This is a genomic window from Paraburkholderia lacunae (assembly GCF_003353175.1).
Lineage (GTDB): Bacteria > Pseudomonadota > Gammaproteobacteria > Burkholderiales > Burkholderiaceae > Paraburkholderia > Paraburkholderia lacunae.
In genome coordinates this window covers 406,987-426,218 of record NZ_QHKS01000001.1, presented here as the reverse complement: position 1 = coordinate 426,218, position 19,232 = coordinate 406,987, and the positions used below count along the sequence as shown (strand labels likewise).

The following is a 19,232-nucleotide window of genomic DNA, read 5'->3' as shown; positions in this document are numbered from 1 at the left end:
CCGTTTGCCCGCCGTCCGGCGGCGCTCCTGGAGGCAATCATGCATTCCCCGCTTGCGCTGGTTCGCGATCCCGCGGCTGACACCGAAGCGTCGCCGCGTGCCGCCGAACCCTTCGATGCACTGGAACATCTGGTCGGCGTGAATCTCGCCCGTTTGCGCGCCGAGCGGCAACTGTCGCTCGACGCATTGGCGCGCGCTTCAGGCGTTTCGCGAGCGATGCTCGCGCAGATCGAGTCGGCGCGCAGCGTGCCGTCGATCAAGGTGCTCTGCAAGGTCGCGGCGGCGCTGAAGGTGTCGGTGGCGGCGTTCTTGCGGCGTCACGCGACGAACGGCTTCGAGCATTTGCCGGCCGAACGCTCGTCGCGCGTGGTCAGCTCGAACGGCCGTTACTCGGCCCGGCCGCTTTATCCGGAAGCCGAGCCGACCGTCGCCGAGTTTCACGAGTTGCGCATCGCGCCGCTGCATACCGAGGCAGGCACGCGCCGCGCGCCAGGCACGACCGTGAACCTGGTGGTGAGCGAAGGGACGCTGGAAGTCAGCGTGCACGATCAGCGTCAATTGCTGGCCACGGGCGATGCGATCGTCTTCGATGCCGATCAGCCGCACACTCTGCGCAATCCCGGCGACACCGAAGCGCGCGCGTTTCGTGTGACGCTGAAAGCGGAATCGCCGCCGCGCTGGGACGTGCCCGCCTCTCACGAGGCGACGCGGCAGAGCGCGCCGGTTTGATTCAGTGAGTCGGCGCGGCGCGAGCGTGGTTCCGCGTGCGCTGCCAGACGGAAGTGTCCGTTTGGTCTGTAGGGTTGCGCTGCACGTGCGGCGCGGCTGTTGTATGCTTCGCCAGCCGGTCGATCCGGCAATCAGTGCGTCTTCAGGGCGGGGTGAAATTCCCCACCGGCGGTATGTCGGCAACGCGAAAGCGTGAGCCGACGAGCCCGCGAGCGCCCGCCTGGCAAGCGTCTTCGCAGCATGGAAGACACGGCGGGGTCAGCAGATCTGGTGAGAAGCCAGAGCCGACGGTTAGAGTCCGGATGGAAGAAGATGTGCAGATAGTCATGTTCGTTTCCGTGGCGCCGCCTGGGGGGTTGGCGGTGCGCGAGCGTCGTTTTGCGCGGCGTTCAGCGGTGCGTCTTTGTCTGTTTGCAATGCCCTGAAACGTTTTTCGCCCAACTTTTGCGATGAGCGTTTCACATGTCTTTTGCTACTTTTCCTGAACCGTCAACGATTGCAAACGCCCCGAGGGAAGTCCCCTTGCAGGACGATGCATTCTTCGATCTCCCGCTGCTCGCCACCGAGCCTGTCCCGCCGCGTATCGCCGCCGCCTTGGAAGCGCTGCGCGATGGCCGCGCCGTCGTCCTGCAAGACGACCACGACCGTGAGAACGAAGCCGATCTGATCGTTTCCGCCGAGCGTCTTTCCGTCGAAACCATGGCGTTGCTGATTCGCGAATGCAGCGGCATCGTCTGCCTGTGCCTGCCCGAGGACAAGATCCGCGCGCTCGAACTGCCGCCGATGGTCAGCACCAACGAAAGCCGTCATGGCACCGCGTTCACTGTCTCGATCGAAGCACGCGACGGCGTGACGACGGGGGTGTCCGCGCTCGACCGTGTGACCACGATCCGCGCCGCGATCGCCGATACGGCGAAGCCCGCCGACATCGTGCGTCCGGGCCACGTATTCCCGTTGCGCGCGATGCCCGGCGGCGTGCTGGCGCGCCGCGGCCACACCGAAGGCACGGTCGATCTGGCGATTCTCGCGGGTCTGAAGCCGGCTGGCGTGCTGTGCGAACTGATGAACGCGGACGGTACGATGACGCGCGGCGCCGACGTCGAGCGCTTCGCCGCGCAACACAATCTGCCGATGCTGACGATTGCCGAACTGGTGGAATTCCGCGAGGCGCTGGCGACGGCACGGGAATGCGTGGCCGACGAGGCCTGAGTTGCAGATACGCGCTGACGCGCGTTCGTTAAAAAAGCCGGCTAGTGAACTGAACTGACGCCGCAAAGTTGGACCGGTGTCCAACTTTTGGGCTGCGGTTCATAGCCAGCCGGCTATTTTGTGGCGATTACGCTGGCGGCAATGGCCACGGCCCGGGCCGTTACGACTGCACGTCGCCAAACTCGCCGCGCACGCCCGCTTCGATCAGCGCGGGCAACTCGTCCATGTGCTTCATGATGCGCGTCATGCCCATCTTGCGCAGCGCGTCCGCATAGCCGTCGGGGATGTGGCTCGCGCCGACGAACGCGATCGTCTTCATACCCGCCGCGCGCGCCGCATTCAGACCCGCCACGCTGTCTTCGACGACGATGCATCGCGAAGGCTCCACGCCCAGCGTCTTCGCGGCGAACAGATACACATCCGGGAAAGGCTTCGGCCGCGCCACCTGTTCGGCGCTGAAAATCCGTTCGCCGAAAATCTGCTGCAAACCCGCGCGCCGCACCGACGCGTTCACGCGCGCCATCCGGCTGTTCGACACGACCGCGGCCGGCAGCGTCACGCGTTGCAAGGCGTCGCGCACGCCGTTGATCGGACTCAGCGACGCGGCAAGCGCGAGTTCGACGTTGTGCTCGACGGTTTCGAGGAAATTCGCGGGCAGCGTGACATCGAACGACTTTTCGATGTCTTCGAGAAAGCGCGAGGTCTGCTGGCCAAACGCCGTTTTGACGACGGGTTCGAAATCGAGGCCAGGCAAGGCGGCGGACAGCGTTTCGAAGAGCACGCGGTCAGCGATGATTTCGCTGTCGACGAGCACGCCGTCGCAGTCACAGATGAGATGGTCGATCATGCGTTGAAACGGAAAGCGAGAAGCGCATGGGCAAGATTACTGCAAGCCCATGCGCGGAGATTGAAAGCAACATGATACGTGCTTTGACGCCGCCTGCGCGGCGGCGTCGCTTTCCGTCTGTGCTTACGCGTGCCGCACGGTCAATGCGTGTGCAGGTACAGGTACAGCAAGGTGGCCGCCGCGCCGCCGGCGAGCGGCCCGAGCACCGGAATCCACGCATAGTGCCAATCGCTGTCGCGCTTACCCGGAATCGGCAGCAGCGCGTGCATCAGACGCGGCGACAGATCGCGTGCCGGGCTCATCGCGTAACCCGTCGGGCCGCCGAGCGAGATGCCGATGCCGAGCACCAGCAGGCCGACCGGCAACGCGTCGAGCGCGCCCAGACCGACTTGCGGCGATGCCAGATACAGCACGCCGAGAATCAGCACGAAAGTCGCGATCATTTCGGTGAGCAGGTTGTTCGGAACGCTGCGGATCGCCGGCGACGTGCAGAACACGCCGAGCTTCACGTCGGCATCGCCTTCCCTCGCAAAGTGCTGGCGATACGCGATCCAGACGAGCAGGGCGCCCGCCATGCCGCCGAGCATCTGTGCCGCGACGTAGCCGGGCACCTTGGTCCATGCGAACTTGCCGGCCAGCGCGAGGCTGATCGTCACCACCGGATTCAGATGCGCACCGCTGAACGACGCCGTCACATAGACGGCGATGAACACGGCCATTGCCCAGCCCATCACGATCACGATCAGATCCGCGCCCTTGCCTTTGGTGCGCGCGAGCAGAACGTTGGCGACGGCGCCGTCGCCGAGCAGCACCACGAGGGCCGTGCCGATGAATTCTGCAATGTAAGGAGACATGGTTGGTTCTCCGAAATATGATTATTAGGGAAACCGCTTGAGAAAGCGGCTTCGTTATGTCGAAAGCTGTTTTATGGAACGGTGCCAGGTGCGATCAGGGCGTGTCGGCCCAGGCCTTCGCGGCGCGAATCGCGCGTTGCCAGCCGTCGAGGCATGCCTTGACGTCGGCCTGCGGCAGGGCAGGCGTGAAGCGGCGGTCGAGCTTCCACTGGCTTTGCAGTTCGTCCACGTCTTTCCAGTAGCCGACCGCGAGACCGGCCAGATACGCCGCGCCCAATGCGGTCGTTTCCGAAACCTGCGGGCGTACCGCGTCGACGCCGAGAATGTCCGCCTGGAACTGCATCAGCAGATTGTTTGCGCAAGCGCCGCCGTCCACGCGCAATTCGCCGATGCGAATGCCGGAGTCGGCTTCCATCGCCTTCAGCACGTCGAGCGATTGGTACGCGATCGAATCGAGCGCGGCGCGTGCGATATGCGCCGAGGTCGTGCCGCGCGTCACGCCGAACAGCGTGCCGCGAGCGCGTGCATTCCAGTGCGGCGCGCCGAGGCCGGCAAAGGCGGGCACCAGATACACGCCGTCGCCATGCGGCACGCTGCGCGCCAGCGTTTCGATTTCCGCCGCGCTCTTGATGATGCCGAGACCGTCGCGCAGCCACTGCACGACAGCGCCCGCGATAAAGATGCTGCCTTCGAGCGCGTAATTGATCTGGTCGCCGATCTGCCATGCGATCGTGGTGACGAGATTGTTCTTCGATTCGATTGGCTTGTCGCCGGTGTTCATCACGAGGAAGCAGCCGGTGCCGTAGGTGTTCTTCACCATGCCCGACTGCGTGCACATCTGGCCGAAGAGGGCCGCGTGCTGGTCGCCGGCGATGCCCGCGAGCGGAATCTTCGAGGCGAACACGGTGGTCTTGGTCGACCCGTACACTTCCGACGAAGCACGCACGTCCGGCAACATGTTGCGCGGAATATCGAGCGCTTCGAGCAGTTCGTCGTCCCACTTCAGCGTGTGGATGTTGAACAGCATCGTGCGCGACGCGTTGGTCACATCCGTGACGTGCAGGCCGCCCTTCGTGAAATTCCACACCAGCCAGCTATCCACCGTGCCGAATGCGAGGCGGCCTTGCCTGGCCTTTTCGCGCGCGCCTTCGACGTTGTCGAGAATCCAGCGGATCTTGGTGGCCGAGAAATACGAGTCGATCGGCAGGCCGGTTTTCGCACGAACCTTTTCTTCGAGACCTTGCTCTTTGAGCTGGTCGCAGAAGTCGGCGGTGCGGCGGTCTTGCCAGACGATCGCGTTATAGATGGGGTGACCGGTTTCGCGATCCCACACGATGGTGGTTTCACGCTGATTGGTGATGCCGATCGCCGCGATCGACGTGCCGTTCATGCCGGCCCGCGTGACGGCTTCGGCGGCGACGCCGGCTTGACTTGCCCAGATTTCCTGTGGATCGTGTTCGACCCAGCCCGGACGCGGATAGATCTGCTGGAACTCCTTCTGAGCGGTCGACACGATATTGCCGAGCCGGTCGAACAGCATTGCGCGGGAGCTGGTGGTGCCCTGGTCGAGCGCGAGGATGTATTGATCCTGCATTGTCTCTTCTCCATGCGTTTTATGAATCGCCGGCTTGCGAACCGGCGACGGGAACGGCTTGTTGTTTTAAGCGGGCTGCAACAGTCGGTGGTGCGTCCCGGCTTTATCCGTAGCCGAGGGGTGAAGCGTGTCAGGTTGTGCGATTAGGCCGCGTTGCCACGGCCTTACGCGTTCTGCTTGTGTCCGACGGGTTCGCGCACGAACCACGCGTCGATGTCGTGCGTGATCGAATCGAGCGTGCCTGGCTCGACGTGCAAACCGAGTTTCGAGCGGCGCCATAACACGTCCTGCGCGCTGCGCGCCCACTCGACGTCGCGAAGATAAACGAGTTCGGCTTCGTAAAGACCCGGCGCGAATGCGTTGCCGAGTTCGGCCAGTGACTTTGCGTTGCCGATCACTTTTCCGACTCGCGTGCCATACGCGCGAGCGAGGCGATGCGCGAGGTCGGCGGGCAGCCACGCATGCTGCTGCTTGAACTGGGCGAGAAAGCGCTCGAAGTTCGCTTGCGGAATATCGCCGCCGGGCAACGGCACGCCGGCCGTCCACGAACGCGTGTTGTTTTGCAGCGTGGGCGCGAGCCTGTCCACGGCTTCTTCGGCCAGCTTGCGGAAGGTGGTGATCTTGCCGCCGAACACCGACAACAGCGGCGCTTCGCCCGCGGGTGCGTCGAGTTCGAGCGAGTAGTCGCGCGTGACCGCCGACGGGTTGTCCGCGCCTTCTTCCTCGAGCAGCGGACGCACGCCCGAGTAGGTCCAGCGCACGTCTTGCGGGGTGATCTTCTGCTTGAAGTAGCGGTTGATCGAATCACACAGATATTGCGTTTCGTCCGGCGTGATCGCGACTTGCGACGGGTCGCCGCGATACTCGATATCGGTCGTGCCGATCAGCGTGTAATCGTGTTCGTATGGAATCGCGAAGATGATCCGCTTGTCCGGGTTCTGAAAGATGTACGCGTGATCGTGTTCGAACAGGCGGCGCGTAACGATGTGACTGCCTTTCACGAGACGCACGCTGTGCGTCGCTTCCCGGCCGAGCGCGCCTTGCAGCAGTTCGCCGACCCATGGACCGGCCGCATTGGCGATCGAAGCGGCGCGCACGTCGAGGATCGTGCCGTCGGCGCGCCTGAGTTGCGCGCGCCATTCACCGCCGGCGCGCACTGCGCTGATCAGCCGGGTGCGCGTGAGAATCTTCGCGCCCCGTTCTTGCGCATCCAGCGCGTTCAGCACGACCAGACGCGCGTCATTGACCCAGCCGTCCGAATACACGAAACCGCGTTTGATCGAATCGATCAGCGGCGCGCCGGCCGGATGGTTGCGCATGACGATGCCGCGCGAGCCCGGCAGTAGCTCGCGTTTGGCGAGGTGATCGTAAAGGAAGAGGCCGGCGCGGATCAGCCAGGCCGGACGTAGATCGGGCATGTGCGGCATCACGAAGCGCAGCGGCCACATGATGTGCGGCGCCGCGCGCAGCAGCGTTTCGCGCTCCTGCAAGGCTTTGCGCACCAGCCCGAACTCGCGGTATTCGAGGTAGCGCAGGCCGCCGTGAATCAGCTTCGTGCTGGCCGACGACGTGTGCGCCGCCAGATCGTCCTGCTCGCAGAGCAACACCGACAGGCCACGGCCCGCCGCATCGCGTGCAATGCCGGCGCCGTTGATCCCGCCGCCGACGACGAGCAAATCGTACTTTGAGCCTTGCGTCACCTGCTGTGTCCTCTACGTATCCGGATAGCCGTTGGGAAAATCTATCGAACCGATAGTGTTCGTTTGCGAACTTTAGTGAACATATTCGAAAAAGTAAAGTTCGATTTGTCTGAGGGATCCTCTAATCGGTTGGCTCGGGTGGTGGCGCGACGCGCAGGCACGGACGATACTCACGGCAGCAGCCCTATCGAGGTGAATTCATGCGTGGACTTTGGATGATCGGCGCGGCGGCGCTTGTCGCGGGATGCGTCGGCACGCCGAGCCTGAACGTGACGACGGGCGCGCCGTCGTTCGCGTCGTTGCAACAGATGTGCAGCGCCCAGGCAGTCGACTACGGCAACGATGCGCAAGGCGTTTATGTGACGCTGTTCGACGCTTACGTGGCGAACCGGCGCGGCAAGCTGTCGAAGGATGATTACTGCGCGTTCCAGGCGTCGATCGCGCAGCATTACAGGAGCCTGGGCGCGAGCAGCGATCCGCAGGCACGCAATCAATGGGTGACGTTCTTTATCGACCAGCGTGCCAAGGCGTTGAGTTGGCGCGCGGCGGTCGATCCGACTTTGCGCAGCGGCTGAATTTTTCGTTCGGTGTCTTGCCTGATTTCCTGCCAGGTTTCCTGAATTTTCGCGTTCAAGGCTAAGTGCGCTGCGGTTGCGCGCCGCGCCACAACATCTGGCGAATCTGCGCGAGTACGGCTTCGCGCGTCGGCGCTTTGAGCGCGGCGGGCTGCTGCGCTCGCGGCAGCGGCAGTTGATTGGCGAGCGCGAGCATCGTGAAGCCATGCAGGCTCGCCCAGAACGCGTAACCGATCAATTGCGGATCGCCTTCCAGAACACCGGCCGCCACCAGCCGCTCGAAGTGCGAGCTGAGCATGTGCCACGCGCGCTGCGACGCGGCCGCGAGTTCCGGGTAGCCGCTATCCTGCTGCGTCAGATCGAACATCAAACGGTAGGCGTGCGGTTCGTCGAGCGCGAACGCCACGTACGCGTCGCTGACGGCCGAGGGGTGGGTGTCCGGCGCCTGTCCAGCGGCTGCTTCCAGGCGCGCCGCGAACCGGTTGAACGCCGCGGCGCGGACCATGGCGAGGATCTCGTCCTTGTCGCGGAAATAGCGATAGGGCGTCATCGCGCTGCAGCCCAGTTCTTTTGCCAGTTCGCGCATCGTCACGCCCTGCGCGCCGCGCGTGGCGAAGGCGTTTTCGGCCACGCGCCGCATGGTTTCGCGGAATTGCTGGATGTCGTGGGAGGAGAGTGTTTTGGGCATGCGCGAAGGCAGAGGATCCGTCGCGTCAATTTACTGTGTAAATGAGGTGGGCACAATAAAACGTCCGCTCGAGCGGACCGGCAGTTTTGCCGAAAGAGAAGGCGAGGCGGTTTTCCAGGGCGCGCGCTTTATACCGCCAATGACAACCGGCGCGCAGCCCGCTTTCGTGCTGTCGAACGTCGACCGGGCAGGCCGACGGGGAAAAACTAGGAGAAACGCTTGATGGCTCGGATTGCGCTGTCGCCGGTTTCGGTCACGCGCCATTGTTCGTTGCCCGACGCGAGCCGTTCGAGTTGCACGAGCTGGCGTTCAAGCAGGGCGTCGAGTTCTTCTCGCTCCATGTCGACTTGATTGGGAGCGTCCTTGACGAGCAACAACGTGGCGAATTCATGCGGACTCAGCATCGTTCTCTCCATGTCAAGCAAACGCGGACAGCCTTGCCGGCGACTGGCAGGTGCCAGTGAAGTCCGCTACAGGATTGGGCGGGAGGTACGGCTCATACACAGGTTCGGTCACACAACCGGCACTACGCGTAACGCGGAACGGACGCCGGGGAACTGGAGTGTAGTCAACCGCTCGTTAAACACCAAATCCGCCCCAGTAAATTTTCCCTTTGACAATTGGGCGCCGTCGAGGCGGTCTGTGGCTGCGAGCAAATCCTTGATTTCACTCGAAGTTTGGCGTGCGCTGCAACATGGCGGAGAATGCCTGGCCTCACTGCGCGATGTACACCTGGCAGTTCGCGGCGGCCAGGGTTTCGGCCATCTCGGCGGGCGGGGCGGCGTCGGTGAACAGTGCGTCGATCTGGTCCAGGTGGCCTTGGCGAACCAGCGCCGGTCGGCCGAATTTCGAGCTGTCGGCGGCGAGGAAGACCGTGCGCGCATGCTGGATGATCGCTTCGGCCACCCGCACTTCGCGGGTGTCGAAATCGCGCAGCGTGCCATCCGTCTCGATGCTCGACGTGCCGATGATCGCGAAGTCCACTTTGAACTGGCGGATGAAATCGATCGCCAGTTCGCCGACGATCCCTTTGTCCCACGGCCGCACGATGCCGCCTGTCACCAGCACTTCGCAATCCGGATAGCCGCTCATCATGCTGGCGACGTTCAGGTTGTTGGTGATCACGCGCAAACCGCGGTGCCGGTTGAGCGCACGAGCGACTTCCTCGGTGGTGGTGCCGAGGTTGATGAAGAGCGACGCCTGATCGGGAATGTGAGTAGCCACTAGCGCCGCAATGCGCCGTTTCTCTTCATGGAACATCCGCTGACGCGCGGTGTATGAAACGTTCTCGGAACTGGTCGGCAGACTCGCGCCACCGTGATAGCGGCGCAGCAGGTTCATGTCGGCGAGCCAGTTGACGTCGCGGCGGATCGTCTGCGGCGTCACGTCGAAGTGGGCCGCGAGGTCGTCCACGGTCACGAAGCCGTCGCGTTGCACCCACTCCAGCAGTTCCTGTTGCCGGGCATTGAGAGTCAGGCGGGGGTCTCGGGTCATGTGTCTCGGGTGGTCGGTTTGGGGCGGCGTCGCCCGGCCGCTGGCGCGGTCCGCTTTGCCGGAGGGCGATCGATGCGTGGACAGGAGTCAGATATTGTAAGACCTTCGCCCCTCTTGTCTGCCAACTTGTGCGACACACTTGAGATCCGCGCCGATCCCATTCAGATCATCTGCGCATTTATTCATTTGATAAATGAATTTGTTTTTTGTGCCGGATCGCGCTGCAATCCTAGGTTCTCAGTTTTACCGTTCTCCTATGGTTTCCGGCGCCCGTAGGGCACCGGGCCGCGCTTTCGAGAGTGTTCGACATGACTGGCTTCAACTGGCAAAACCCCTATTCGAGCCCGCGTCTGCCTGTATTCGCGCGCAATATCGTTTCGACGTCGCATCCGCTCGCCGCACAAGCCGGGTTGCGGATGCTGTGGAAAGGCGGCAATGCTGTCGATGCAGCGATCGCGGCGGCTGCCGCCATCACGGTGGTCGAGCCCGTGTCGTGCGGCCTGGGCGGCGACGCGTTCGCGCTCGTGTGGGACGGCACGAAGCTGCATGGCCTGAACGCGTCGGGCGTGGCGCCGGCGGCGTGGAATGTCGATTACTTCAAGCGCAAGTACGGCGAGGAAAACGGTCTCGCAAGACAGCCCAAGCGCGGCTGGGACGCGGTGACGGTGCCCGGCGTGATCGCCGGCTGGGAGGCCCTGCATCACAAATTCGGCTCGCTGCCGTTTGCCGATCTGATGGAGCCGGCCATTGACATCGCCGAACGCGGCCATGCGGTGGCGAGCATCGTCGGCTACAAGTGGGCGGCGGCGGTGCCGGAGTTGAAAGACCAGCCGGGCTTCGCGCAGACTTTCATGCCGCGTGGCCGTGCGCCGGAAGTCAGCGAACTGGTGCGCTTTCCCGGCCACGCGAAGACGCTGCGCATGCTCGCCGAGCAAGGCCCGCGCGCGTACTACGAAGGCGAGATCGCCGAGCGGATTGCCGCATTTGCGCGCGAAGGCGGCGGCGCGCTGACCGTCGATGATCTGCGCAACTACCGCGCGGATTGGGTCGAACCGATCGGCAAGGATTATCGCGGCTACACGGTGCACGAGATTCCGCCGAACGGCCAGGGCATCGCGGCGTTGATCGCGCTCGGCATCCTCGAAAAATTCGATGTGAAGGCGCTGACGGTCGACAACGTCGAGTCGCAGCATCTGCAGATCGAAGCGATGAAGCTGGCGTTTGCCGACGTCTATCGCTACGTCGCCGATCCGCGTTCGATGGACGTCACGCCCGCGCAGATGCTCGATGACGCGTACCTCACGTCGCGCGCCAGGCTGATCGATCCCAAACGCGCCACGCAATTCGACTTCGGCATGCCGAAGGCCGGCGGCACGATCTACATGTCGGCGGCTGACGAACGCGGCATGATGGTCAGCTTCATCCAGTCGAACTACATGGGTTTCGGCTCTGGCGTCGTGGTGCCTGACAGCGGCATCGCGCTGCAGAACCGCGGCTGCGGTTTCTCGATGGACCCGAAGTCGCCGAACGTGGTGGCAGGCGGCAAGCGGCCGTTCCACACGATCATTCCGTCGTTCCTCACGCAACAGGTGGACGGCAAGCAGGAAGCGGTGATGAGTTTCGGCGTGATGGGCGGCGACATGCAGCCGCAAGGCCATCTGCAATCGATCGTGCGGATGCTCGACTACGGCCAGCAGCCGCAGGCCGCGTGCGACGCGCCGCGCTGGAAGGTCAACCGCGACTTCACGATCGATATCGAAGCGACGCTCGACCCGAACACCGCCGAGGCGCTGCAGAAGCTCGGCCACACGATCAAGTCGATCGACGATCCGTACATGGACTTCGGCTCCGGCCAGTACATCTGGAAGCTCGACCGCAACGATCCGGAGCGTGGTTATGTGGCGGCGAGCGATAGCCGTCGCGACGGGCTGGCAGCCGGGTTCTGACCGGTTCAAACGAAGCGCGGCGCCGCGCGAGCGGCCGCGCTTTGCTGTACGCGCCGGCGATCCATGAAGCGTTGTGGCGGAGCGAGCCGCCCGGCGATCAAAACAAGGCATCGCGCGCGATTGCCACGAACTGCGCGCGAGCGCGAGGCAATGCGCGCCGCGAGCGCACTCAGCGCATTCAATACCAGACGCAGGCAGGGCAGGAGACATCATCACCCCCGTGTCGCAAGCCGCGACAGCCTCCTCGCGTTCCACGCTCGCACCGCTTTCCAAAGCAACGGGGCGGCGCATCGTGTTTTCGTCGTCGGTCGGCAATGCGCCCGAGTGGTTCGACTTTCTGGTCTACGGCTACTTCGCGACCATCATGGCGAAACAGTTCTTCCCTTTGCAGGACGAGTGGCTCTCGACGTTGCTCGCCATCGCCATTGTCGGCATCTCGTTCCTGATGCGGTCATTGGGCACCGTAGTGCTGGGCATCTACGGCGACCGCAAAGGCCGCGAGGCGACGTTGACGCTCGCCATCGCACTGATGTCCGAGATCGTCACGACGCAAGTTCGCTCGACTGGTCTTTCAATCGGTTACAGCATCGGAGTGACGATCTTCGGCGGCTTTGCCCCGACAGTCGTGGAGACGTTTATACATTTGACTGGCGACAAGCTTGCGCCGATTTACCACGTGTTGATTGCCGCGATGCTGTTGGGCGCGTCGCTCGTTGTCGGTGCGTGACGCAGGCGGCATGTGCGTCACACCGAACGAGTTCAGCACGCGTGATCCTGCGCTTTGGCGGCGGCGCCCTGTGGCGGCGCGAGCCTTGCCGCGCCTGACTTCGACGCAAGGCATCCGCACCTGAGCCAGCTCCCCGAGCGGGCTTTTTAGCGTCGTCCGCGCGCCGATTATTTCTGACTGAATAATTCGACTACCGAAGAATTGGAACTGCCGCGATCCGGCATGGTCTGTGCTGGGTTATCTGCAAAGTTGCGAAACACCGGCTAAGATGCAAGATACAAGGGGTTAACTCTAATTCAAGACGCTGTATCTGACACGGCGGACCGCACTGGCGAGAGCGGGCGGTTTCGAGCATGCTCCACGAGTCGATACAGCTTTCGGAGCAAGACACAATGCACACTGAGCTGAACCATGTGATGCCCTGGCGGATCGAGGATATCGACTTCACCCGCATAGATCGCCAGCAAGCGGTCGCTAACGAAGATCTGCTGCTTCTGTTGTGCGCCGCTTCATTTATCGAAAGCGGCTCGGATCTCTACACCAGCAATCTGAGCACCTTCTTCGACGGCGATCCGGAAGTCTCGGTCTGGCTCAACAACGAGTGGGAGCCGGAAGAGTTGCAGCACGGCCGGGCGCTCAAGACGTATGTCGCTTACGTCTGGCCGGAGTTCGATTGGGATACGGCGTTCCGCAATTTCTTCGAAGAGTATTCGCTGACCTGCTCGGTGGAAGACTTCGAAAAGACCCGCGCGCTCGAGATGGTGGCGCGCTGTGTTGTGGAAACCGGCACGGCTACGCTGTATCGCGCGATCGGCGAATGTTCGGACGAACCGGTGCTCAAGCAGATCACGGATAACATCCGTACCGACGAAGTTCGCCACTACAAGCACTTTTTCAAGTACTTCAAGAAGTACAACAAGATCGAAGGCAACGGCCGTCTCGCCGTGCTCGGCGCGTTGATGCGCCGCGTGATGGAGATCAAGAACGAAGACTCGGAGATCGCATTGCGGCATGTATTCGCGATTCGTTATCCTGAGCGTGTCCACGATTCGGCTTATAACCGTGAGCGCGCGGCGCGTATCAACGCGCTGGTGCGCCGCAATCTGTCGGCGGACATGTGCGTGAAGATGCTGCTCAAGCCGCTCGATCTGCCGGCCAGGATTCAGCCCGGCGTGCATTACCCGCTTGCGAAAATCACGCAGCATGTGTTTTTCCGCTAAGCCGCCGGCGTGACGCGGCTTCGCGATATGACGAAAAATGGCCCGCTTGTGCGGGCCATTCGCTTCTCAAGGCATGATTGATCGTTGTCACCCTCTCTTTGATCGGATCAAGACGATGAGCGATTCACTTACACCCGAACCTCCGCTCGAACTGATCGTGTTCGACGAATGGCCCGACGCTGTCCGCACGCTGTTCGACGGCTCGTCGCTCGCGAGCAAGAAAGGCTTCACCGCTTCGCTGCTGACCGTCGATACGAACGGTCATGTGCGCACGTCGCTGCTCGGCGTCGGCGAGTTGTATGCGCCCGATTCGCGCACGTTGTGCATCGCGTTATGGCCGCAAGCGCGGGCAGTGCGTGCGATGGCGCAAAGCGGCCGGGCAGCGCTGACGTTTGTCTGCGATGAAGCGTTTTATCAGGTGCAGTTGCGCGTGACGCCGCTCATGGCCGTCAAAGGCGATGACAGTGGCCTCGCATATCTGATCGGTTCGATCGATACCGGTGAGGCGCAGAGCGTTCGTTATGCACGCCTGACAGGCGGCATCACGTTTGAGCTTGAAGGGGAAGGGAGGGCGGTGCTCGATCGATGGGAACGGCAGATCGAGCACCTGAAGCAAGCTGCCGCTGCGGCTAAGCGCTAGGGAATCACGTCCCGCGCCCAGCTAGTCGGCGGCTTGGAATCTCAGCGGCCGCGCTGGCCGCTGCGCGTCGGGTGGCCGCCATGCGGTACATCGTTGCGCGGCTTCGTAGCGCCGCCCAGCAGGGCGCCCGGATTGCTGCCTTGCGGTTTGCGCGGCGCATGTTGCGCGGCGCTGCCTTCATGGGATGCTGCGCGCGGCTTGTCGTCGTGACGCTTGCCGTCCCGGCGCGGCTGGCCGCCGGCGCCCGCGGGCTTCGCATTTTGCGGCTTCGGCTGCTGCTGGCCATTCGCCGGACGCTGCCCCGAACGTTGCGCCGGTTTCGCCGATGCGTCGTCGCGTCGGGCGCCGTCACGTTTCGGCGTGCCTTGCCCCTGACGCGGCTGACGGCCACCGCCGCCGCCGCCCCCCTGACCGCGGCGCAGAATCGGCTCCGGCTTCGCATTCGGATCCGGCTCGAAGCCCGCGATCACCTCCTGCGGCACCGGACGCTTGATCAGTTTCTCGATGTCCTTCAACAACTGAAGTTCGTCGACGCACACGAGCGAGATCGCTTCACCCGTCGCACCCGCGCGGCCCGTGCGGCCGATGCGGTGTACGTAGTCTTCCGGCACGTTCGGCAGGTCGAAGTTGACCACGTGCGGCAGTTGGTCGATGTCGATGCCGCGCGCGGCGATGTCGGTTGCGACCAGCACTTGCAGCGTGCCGTCCTTGAACTCGGCGAGCGCGCGCGTACGGGCCGACTGGCTCTTGTTGCCGTGAATCGCCAGCGCGCTGATGCCGTCTTTGGTCAGTTGCTCGGCAAGGCGGTTGGCGCCGTGCTTGGTGCGCGTGAACACCAGCACCTGAAACCAGTTGTGCTGCTTGATCAGATGCGTGAGCAGTTCGCGCTTCTTGTCGCGATCCACCGGGTGAATCTTTTGCGCGACCGTTTCAGCGGTCGTGTTGCGGCGTGCGACTTCGATTAACGCCGGCGAGTCGAGCAGGTTGTCGGCGAGCGCCTTGATCTCGTCGGAGAAGGTGGCCGAGAACAGCAGGTTCTGACGCTTCGGCGGCAGCTTCGCGAGCACGCGCTTGATGTCGTGGATGAAGCCCATGTCGAGCATGCGGTCGGCTTCGTCGAGCACGAGAATCTCGAGATGCGACAAGTCGATGGTCTTCTGCTGCATGTGGTCGAGCAAACGGCCGGGCGTCGCGACGACGATGTCCACGCCGCTGCGCAGCGCACCGATCTGCGGATTGATGCCGACGCCGCCGAACATCACGGTCGACTTCAGCTTCAGGTACTTGCCATAGGCGCGCACGCTTTCTTCGACCTGGGCGGCCAGCTCACGCGTCGGCGTGAGGATCAGCGCGCGCACGGCGCGCTTGCCCGCGGCCGTGGCGGCGGCGGGCATGGTGTTCAGACGCTGCAGGATCGGCAGCGTGAAGCCGGCGGTCTTGCCGGTGCCGGTCTGAGCGCCGGCCAGCAGATCGCCGCCGTTGAGCACGGCGGGAATCGCTTGCGTCTGGATCGGAGTCGGGGTGGTGTAGCCGAGTTCGTGTACAGCGCGGACCAACGGTTCGGACAAGCCGAGGGAATCAAAAGACATAAATGCTCTTTGCAATGCAGTTTCGCGAACGGCACAAACGGGCCCAGACAGCCACAAGCGGACCCAAGCGGGTCCAAGTGGCCACAAGCACGGCATGAACACGCCCGCATGGCGCGCTCGAGGCCGAAGCCCGGTTCCGGTCGCAGAGAAATCGGCGGCACGCTCAAACGCGTGCCGAATGCTTCAACGCGCTATGCAGACACGTTGACTGGCCTTAAGTTGCATTTCGCCGCCGTGGCGTGTCACGCGACGTAGCGCGCGACACTGACGAATTGACACAGACTGCCCGCCAGTACGAACAGGTGCCAGATACCATGTCCGTGCCGGATGCGCTCGTCGTTGATGAAGAAGTAGATGCCGGCGCTATAGATGACCCCGCCGGCCACGAGCCATGCGGTACCCGCTGCCGGTAAGGCGTGAACCAGCGGGCGGACGGCAACGAGCGCGAGCCATCCCATCAAGACATACAGCACCATCGAAACGCTGCGGGTGCGTCGCCCGAGCGTCAGTTCCTGCACGATGCCGAGAGCGGCAAGCCCCCAGCTGACGCCGAATAGCGACCAGCCCCACGGTCCGCGCAATGTGACTAGCGTGAACGGCGTGTAGCTGCCGGCGATCAGCAGGTAGATCGCCGAATGGTCGCATTTTTGCAGAACGGCTTTCACGCGCGGGTTGCGTACGCTGTGGTAAAGCGTCGAGATAGCATACAGCACGAACAGCATTGCACCGTAGACACTGAAACTGACCACCTTGTACGCGTCGCCGTCGAGCGCGCCCATCGTGACGAGCGCTGCAAGCCCAGCCACCGACAGCACGGCGCCGACGAGGTGGGTAATGCTGTTGAAACGCTCACCGACATGCACGGCTCTTTCCTCCTGCGCGGCATCATAAAGGCAAATGCGGACCCAATGCGCCCACATGATACCGGTCCTGAAAAAACGAAGGGCGCGGCCGCGTTATTCCGCTGGCCGCGCCCCGGGTGCATCTAACGCTGCTTAGTCGAGCGGCGCCGAACGCAGATCGGACACTTGCTGCGGCGACACAGCGGTACCGTGGTTGCCCCACGACATCCGGATGTACGTCACAACGGCCGCCACTTCCTGATTCGACAGCGCTTGAGCGAACGGCGGCATGCCGTACGGATGCGGATTGGCATCCGTGCTCGGCGGATAACCGCCGTTCAACACCATACGGATCGGGTTGACCGCCGACGGCATCTGGATCGACTGGTTGTTCGCGAGCGGCGGGAAGGCCGGCGGCATGCCGAGGCCATTGTCCGCGTGACACTTCGCGCAGTTGTCGCCGTAGATCTTCTGACCTTGCTTCAACAGTTCGCCGCCAAACTTTTCCGACGTTTCGAGTTGCAGCGCTTCCGGCGCCTCGCTCTTTTGCGGAATCGTCTTCAGATACGTCGACATGGCGTTGATGTCTTCGTCCGACATGTACTGCAGGCTGTTGTGAACCACTTCAGCCATCGGACCGAACACCGCGCCGCGGTTCGACACACCGGTCTTCAGCAGATTGGCGATGTCTTTGGTTTCCCAGTCGCCGAGGCCAGCTTCCTTGTTCGACGTCAACGAGGGGGCGTACCAGTTCTGCAGCGGAATCAGACCGCCGGCGAACGCAGCCGAATTGACCGGACCGCCCATCGCGTTGATCGACGTGTGGCACATTCCGCAGTGACCAAGGCCTTCGATCAGGTACGCGCCGCGGTTCCACTCGACCGACTTGGTCGGGTCGGCCTTGAACTCGCCTTCACGGAAGAACAGCGTGCGCCAGCCGATCAGCAGGTTGCGGTTGTTGAACGGGAACTTCAGTTCGTGCGGACGGCTCGCCACGTTGACCGGCGTCACCGAGCGCAGGTACGCGTAGATCGCGTCCGAGTCGGCGCGCGTGACTTTCGAATAGCTCGTGAACGGGAAGGCCGGGTACAACAGGCTGCCGTCTTTCGAACGGCCGGTGTGCATCGCGCGATAGAAGTCGTCCTGCGTCCACTTGCCGATACCGTACTGGTCGTCAGGCGTGATGTTCGGCGTGAACAGCGTGCCGAACGGCGTGGCCATCGGCAGGCCGCCGGCGAACTGCTTGCCGCCGCGCACCGTGTGGCAGGCGATACAGTCGCCGGCGCGGGCGAGGTACTCGCCCTTCTTGATCAATGCAGCCTGGTCGGCGGGCGTTGCCGCCACAGCCGTGCCGTTATGCAGGTTGTCGCCGCCCGACCACAGGACGGGAACGAGTGCGGCAGCCGCAACGACGACGACTGCCGAGAGGGCGAACAAAGACTTGCGTTTCATTTGAGTGTCTCTCCCGGTGCCTTATTGCGGTTCGCTGCCGCAGGCAAGCGGAGTCTTCATCGAGCGGGCCGGAGCCGGCACGGGGTTTTGCGGAGCCGTTTGCGTGGCAAGCCATGCAGCGACGGCGTTCACGTCTTCGTCGGTCAGACGGGTGGCGATGGTGTGCATGCAATCCGGTGCGATGGCGTGACGCGAACCCGAGCGCCATGCGCCCAGCTGCGCGCTCATGTAGTCGGCGTGCAGGCCGACCAGACCCGGGATAGCCGGTTGCATACCCGTGAGGCTCTTGCCGTGGCAAGCCGCGCAAGCCGGAATCTGCTTCGACGCATCGCCGTTCAGCACGATCTGCTGGCCGCGCGCGAGCGTGGCCGGCGACACCGTCGGCTTGGCCGGCGCCGGATACGGCGGACGTTGTTGCGAGAAGTACGTAGCGATCTGATGGAGGTAGTCGTCCGAGAGATACGTGACGAGGTAGTTCATCGGCGGGTACTTGCGGCGCCCTTCACGGAAGTTCTGCAACTGGTTGTACAGATAGTCGGCAGGCTTGCCCGCCAGCCGGGGGAAGTAGTCGTTGTCAGTACCTTGGCCGTGCGAGCCATGGCAGGCCGTGCAACCTTGCACGCGCGCTTCCATCGTATCGGGGGCCTTCGGTTGAGTCTGCGCTTTCGCAGCGCTATAGACACCCGCGGCGCCGATCAGCAGAAGGGCAAGCAACGGGCGGAAAATGCGTCTTGAAGACACGCGTAACTCCATCAAAATCGGGGACCTGACCGAACTTCGAGCGGCTCGGTGTGAAGGGCAGACGGCGCTGCGGCGACGCAGCATTCTATCATCGAAGGGTGATGATGACTATTTGTCACATTAGAGAAGGTTCCAGCTGTCACAGGCATGCGACAGTTTGACGCGGATGTCGGCTTCAACGGCTCGCCAGTCATCTCGACGCTGGATGCTCGGTCGGGCTCTCAGGCAGTGTGCGCGGCGGCTCGCATCAGTTCGAACAGGCGCGCATGACAAAGCAGGTTGAACCGACTCGCGCCCCGGCCATCGAAGCGTACACTTCCGGGCGCGCCGGCATCTCTCCTGCAGAACCGCCCCTCGGCTCAACCTTCACGGTTTTTCTTTTCCA

17 protein-coding genes, 1 pseudogene and 1 riboswitch are annotated in these 19,232 nt (G+C 63.2%); of the genes and pseudogenes, 7 read left to right on the top strand and 11 right to left on the bottom strand.

Features of this window, described 5'->3' with window-relative positions; genetic code table 11:
* Positions 1–39 precede the first annotated feature (39 nt).
* Both DLM46_RS02065 and ribB read left to right on the top strand, forming a co-directional pair.
* On the top strand, positions 40–729 hold the full coding sequence (locus tag DLM46_RS02065) for a helix-turn-helix domain-containing protein (RefSeq protein ID WP_115099029.1): 690 nt from the start codon (positions 40–42) through the stop codon (positions 727–729).
* Positions 730–863: 134 nt separating this feature from the next.
* Positions 864–1,047, top strand: a riboswitch (FMN riboswitch).
* Positions 1,048–1,191: 144 nt separating this feature from the next.
* The gene (gene ribB, locus DLM46_RS02060) at positions 1,192–1,938 is read left to right on the top strand and encodes a 3,4-dihydroxy-2-butanone-4-phosphate synthase (RefSeq protein ID WP_115099028.1); all 747 of its coding nucleotides are present in this window, start codon (positions 1,192–1,194) and stop codon (positions 1,936–1,938) included.
* 160 nt (positions 1,939–2,098) lie between these two features.
* Here ribB and DLM46_RS02055 read toward each other — a convergent pair whose 3' ends face one another.
* The 4 genes from DLM46_RS02055 to glpD all read right to left on the bottom strand — a co-directional run bounded on the left by DLM46_RS02055 (position 2,099) and on the right by glpD (position 6,933).
* Positions 2,099–2,785, bottom strand: coding sequence for an HAD family hydrolase (locus DLM46_RS02055; RefSeq protein ID WP_115099027.1), 687 nt, complete (start codon positions 2,783–2,785; stop codon positions 2,099–2,101).
* A 140-nt stretch (positions 2,786–2,925) separates the two neighbouring features.
* The gene (locus DLM46_RS02050) at positions 2,926–3,639 is read right to left on the bottom strand and encodes an MIP/aquaporin family protein (RefSeq protein WP_115099026.1); all 714 of its coding nucleotides are present in this window, start codon (positions 3,637–3,639) and stop codon (positions 2,926–2,928) included.
* Positions 3,640–3,733: 94 nt separating this feature from the next.
* The gene (gene glpK, locus DLM46_RS02045; RefSeq protein WP_115099025.1) at positions 3,734–5,233 is read right to left on the bottom strand and encodes a glycerol kinase GlpK; all 1,500 of its coding nucleotides are present in this window, start codon (positions 5,231–5,233) and stop codon (positions 3,734–3,736) included.
* A 164-nt stretch (positions 5,234–5,397) separates the two neighbouring features.
* The gene (gene glpD, locus DLM46_RS02040; protein WP_115099024.1) at positions 5,398–6,933 is read right to left on the bottom strand and encodes a glycerol-3-phosphate dehydrogenase; all 1,536 of its coding nucleotides are present in this window, start codon (positions 6,931–6,933) and stop codon (positions 5,398–5,400) included.
* 200 nt (positions 6,934–7,133) lie between these two features.
* Between glpD and DLM46_RS02035 the strand changes: the two genes are divergently transcribed.
* Positions 7,134–7,508, top strand: a complete 375-nt coding sequence (locus DLM46_RS02035) for a hypothetical protein (protein WP_115099023.1) — start codon at positions 7,134–7,136, stop codon at positions 7,506–7,508.
* 61 nt (positions 7,509–7,569) lie between these two features.
* On the opposite strand, the gene DLM46_RS02030 is transcribed toward DLM46_RS02035, so the two are convergent.
* From DLM46_RS02030 to DLM46_RS02020, 3 genes are all read right to left on the bottom strand, one after another.
* Positions 7,570–8,196, bottom strand: coding sequence for a TetR/AcrR family transcriptional regulator (locus tag DLM46_RS02030; protein ID WP_115099022.1), 627 nt, complete (start codon positions 8,194–8,196; stop codon positions 7,570–7,572).
* 206 nt (positions 8,197–8,402) lie between these two features.
* The gene (locus tag DLM46_RS02025; protein WP_165847895.1) at positions 8,403–8,600 is read right to left on the bottom strand and encodes a hypothetical protein; all 198 of its coding nucleotides are present in this window, start codon (positions 8,598–8,600) and stop codon (positions 8,403–8,405) included.
* Between the two features lie 310 nt (positions 8,601–8,910).
* Complete coding sequence (locus tag DLM46_RS02020) at positions 8,911–9,690, bottom strand: DeoR/GlpR family DNA-binding transcription regulator (RefSeq protein WP_115099020.1); 780 nt, start codon at positions 9,688–9,690, stop codon at positions 8,911–8,913.
* A 308-nt stretch (positions 9,691–9,998) separates the two neighbouring features.
* Between DLM46_RS02020 and DLM46_RS02015 the strand changes: the two genes are divergently transcribed.
* The 4 genes and pseudogenes from DLM46_RS02015 (at position 9,999) to DLM46_RS02000 (ending at position 14,223) form a co-directional block, all read left to right on the top strand.
* Positions 9,999–11,636, top strand: coding sequence for a gamma-glutamyltransferase family protein (locus DLM46_RS02015; RefSeq protein WP_115099019.1), 1,638 nt, complete (start codon positions 9,999–10,001; stop codon positions 11,634–11,636).
* Positions 11,637–11,844: 208 nt separating this feature from the next.
* A pseudogene (locus DLM46_RS41195) lies at positions 11,845–12,168 on the top strand (MFS transporter); the annotation flags it as partial.
* A 587-nt stretch (positions 12,169–12,755) separates the two neighbouring features.
* Entirely contained in the window at positions 12,756–13,583 is an 828-nt protein-coding gene (locus DLM46_RS02005; RefSeq protein ID WP_115099018.1) for a ferritin-like domain-containing protein, read from the top strand.
* 115 nt (positions 13,584–13,698) lie between these two features.
* Positions 13,699–14,223, top strand: a complete 525-nt coding sequence (locus tag DLM46_RS02000) for a hypothetical protein (protein WP_115099017.1) — start codon at positions 13,699–13,701, stop codon at positions 14,221–14,223.
* 41 nt (positions 14,224–14,264) lie between these two features.
* On the opposite strand, the gene DLM46_RS01995 is transcribed toward DLM46_RS02000, so the two are convergent.
* From DLM46_RS01995 to DLM46_RS01980, 4 genes are all read right to left on the bottom strand, one after another.
* Positions 14,265–15,812: a DEAD/DEAH box helicase gene (locus DLM46_RS01995; RefSeq protein WP_115099016.1), complete on the bottom strand. Its 1,548-nt coding sequence runs from the start codon at positions 15,810–15,812 to the stop codon at positions 14,265–14,267.
* Positions 15,813–16,054: 242 nt separating this feature from the next.
* Positions 16,055–16,675: a PAQR family membrane homeostasis protein TrhA gene (gene trhA, locus DLM46_RS01990; protein ID WP_115099269.1), complete on the bottom strand. Its 621-nt coding sequence runs from the start codon at positions 16,673–16,675 to the stop codon at positions 16,055–16,057.
* A gap of 132 nt (positions 16,676–16,807) precedes the next feature.
* Complete coding sequence (locus tag DLM46_RS01985) at positions 16,808–18,106, bottom strand: c-type cytochrome (RefSeq protein WP_115099015.1); 1,299 nt, start codon at positions 18,104–18,106, stop codon at positions 16,808–16,810.
* Between the two features lie 21 nt (positions 18,107–18,127).
* The gene (locus DLM46_RS01980) at positions 18,128–18,859 is read right to left on the bottom strand and encodes a c-type cytochrome (protein ID WP_115099014.1); all 732 of its coding nucleotides are present in this window, start codon (positions 18,857–18,859) and stop codon (positions 18,128–18,130) included.
* Between the last annotated feature and the right edge of the window lie 373 nt (positions 18,860–19,232).

Bases quoted from the DNA above. Each gene is read 5' to 3' on its own strand.
- DLM46_RS02065 (WP_115099029.1), top strand. From the start codon at position 40: ATGCATTCCCCGCTTGCGCTGGTTCGCGATCCCGCGGCTGACACCGAA.
- ribB (WP_115099028.1), top strand. From the start codon at position 1,192: ATGTCTTTTGCTACTTTTCCTGAACCGTCAACGATTGCAAACGCCCCG.
- DLM46_RS02055 (WP_115099027.1), bottom strand. From the start codon at position 2,785: ATGATCGACCATCTCATCTGTGACTGCGACGGCGTGCTCGTCGACAGC.
- DLM46_RS02050 (WP_115099026.1), bottom strand. From the start codon at position 3,639: ATGTCTCCTTACATTGCAGAATTCATCGGCACGGCCCTCGTGGTGCTG.
- glpK (WP_115099025.1), bottom strand. From the start codon at position 5,233: ATGCAGGATCAATACATCCTCGCGCTCGACCAGGGCACCACCAGCTCC.
- DLM46_RS02035 (WP_115099023.1), top strand. From the start codon at position 7,134: ATGCGTGGACTTTGGATGATCGGCGCGGCGGCGCTTGTCGCGGGATGC.
- DLM46_RS02030 (WP_115099022.1), bottom strand. From the start codon at position 8,196: ATGCCCAAAACACTCTCCTCCCACGACATCCAGCAATTCCGCGAAACC.
- DLM46_RS02025 (WP_165847895.1), bottom strand. From the start codon at position 8,600: ATGCTGAGTCCGCATGAATTCGCCACGTTGTTGCTCGTCAAGGACGCT.
- DLM46_RS02020 (WP_115099020.1), bottom strand. From the start codon at position 9,690: ATGACCCGAGACCCCCGCCTGACTCTCAATGCCCGGCAACAGGAACTG.
- DLM46_RS02015 (WP_115099019.1), top strand. From the start codon at position 9,999: ATGACTGGCTTCAACTGGCAAAACCCCTATTCGAGCCCGCGTCTGCCT.
- DLM46_RS02005 (WP_115099018.1), top strand. From the start codon at position 12,756: ATGCACACTGAGCTGAACCATGTGATGCCCTGGCGGATCGAGGATATC.
- DLM46_RS02000 (WP_115099017.1), top strand. From the start codon at position 13,699: ATGAGCGATTCACTTACACCCGAACCTCCGCTCGAACTGATCGTGTTC.
- DLM46_RS01995 (WP_115099016.1), bottom strand. From the start codon at position 15,812: ATGTCTTTTGATTCCCTCGGCTTGTCCGAACCGTTGGTCCGCGCTGTA.
- DLM46_RS01985 (WP_115099015.1), bottom strand. From the start codon at position 18,106: ATGAAACGCAAGTCTTTGTTCGCCCTCTCGGCAGTCGTCGTCGTTGCG.
- DLM46_RS01980 (WP_115099014.1), bottom strand. From the start codon at position 18,859: ATGGAGTTACGCGTGTCTTCAAGACGCATTTTCCGCCCGTTGCTTGCC.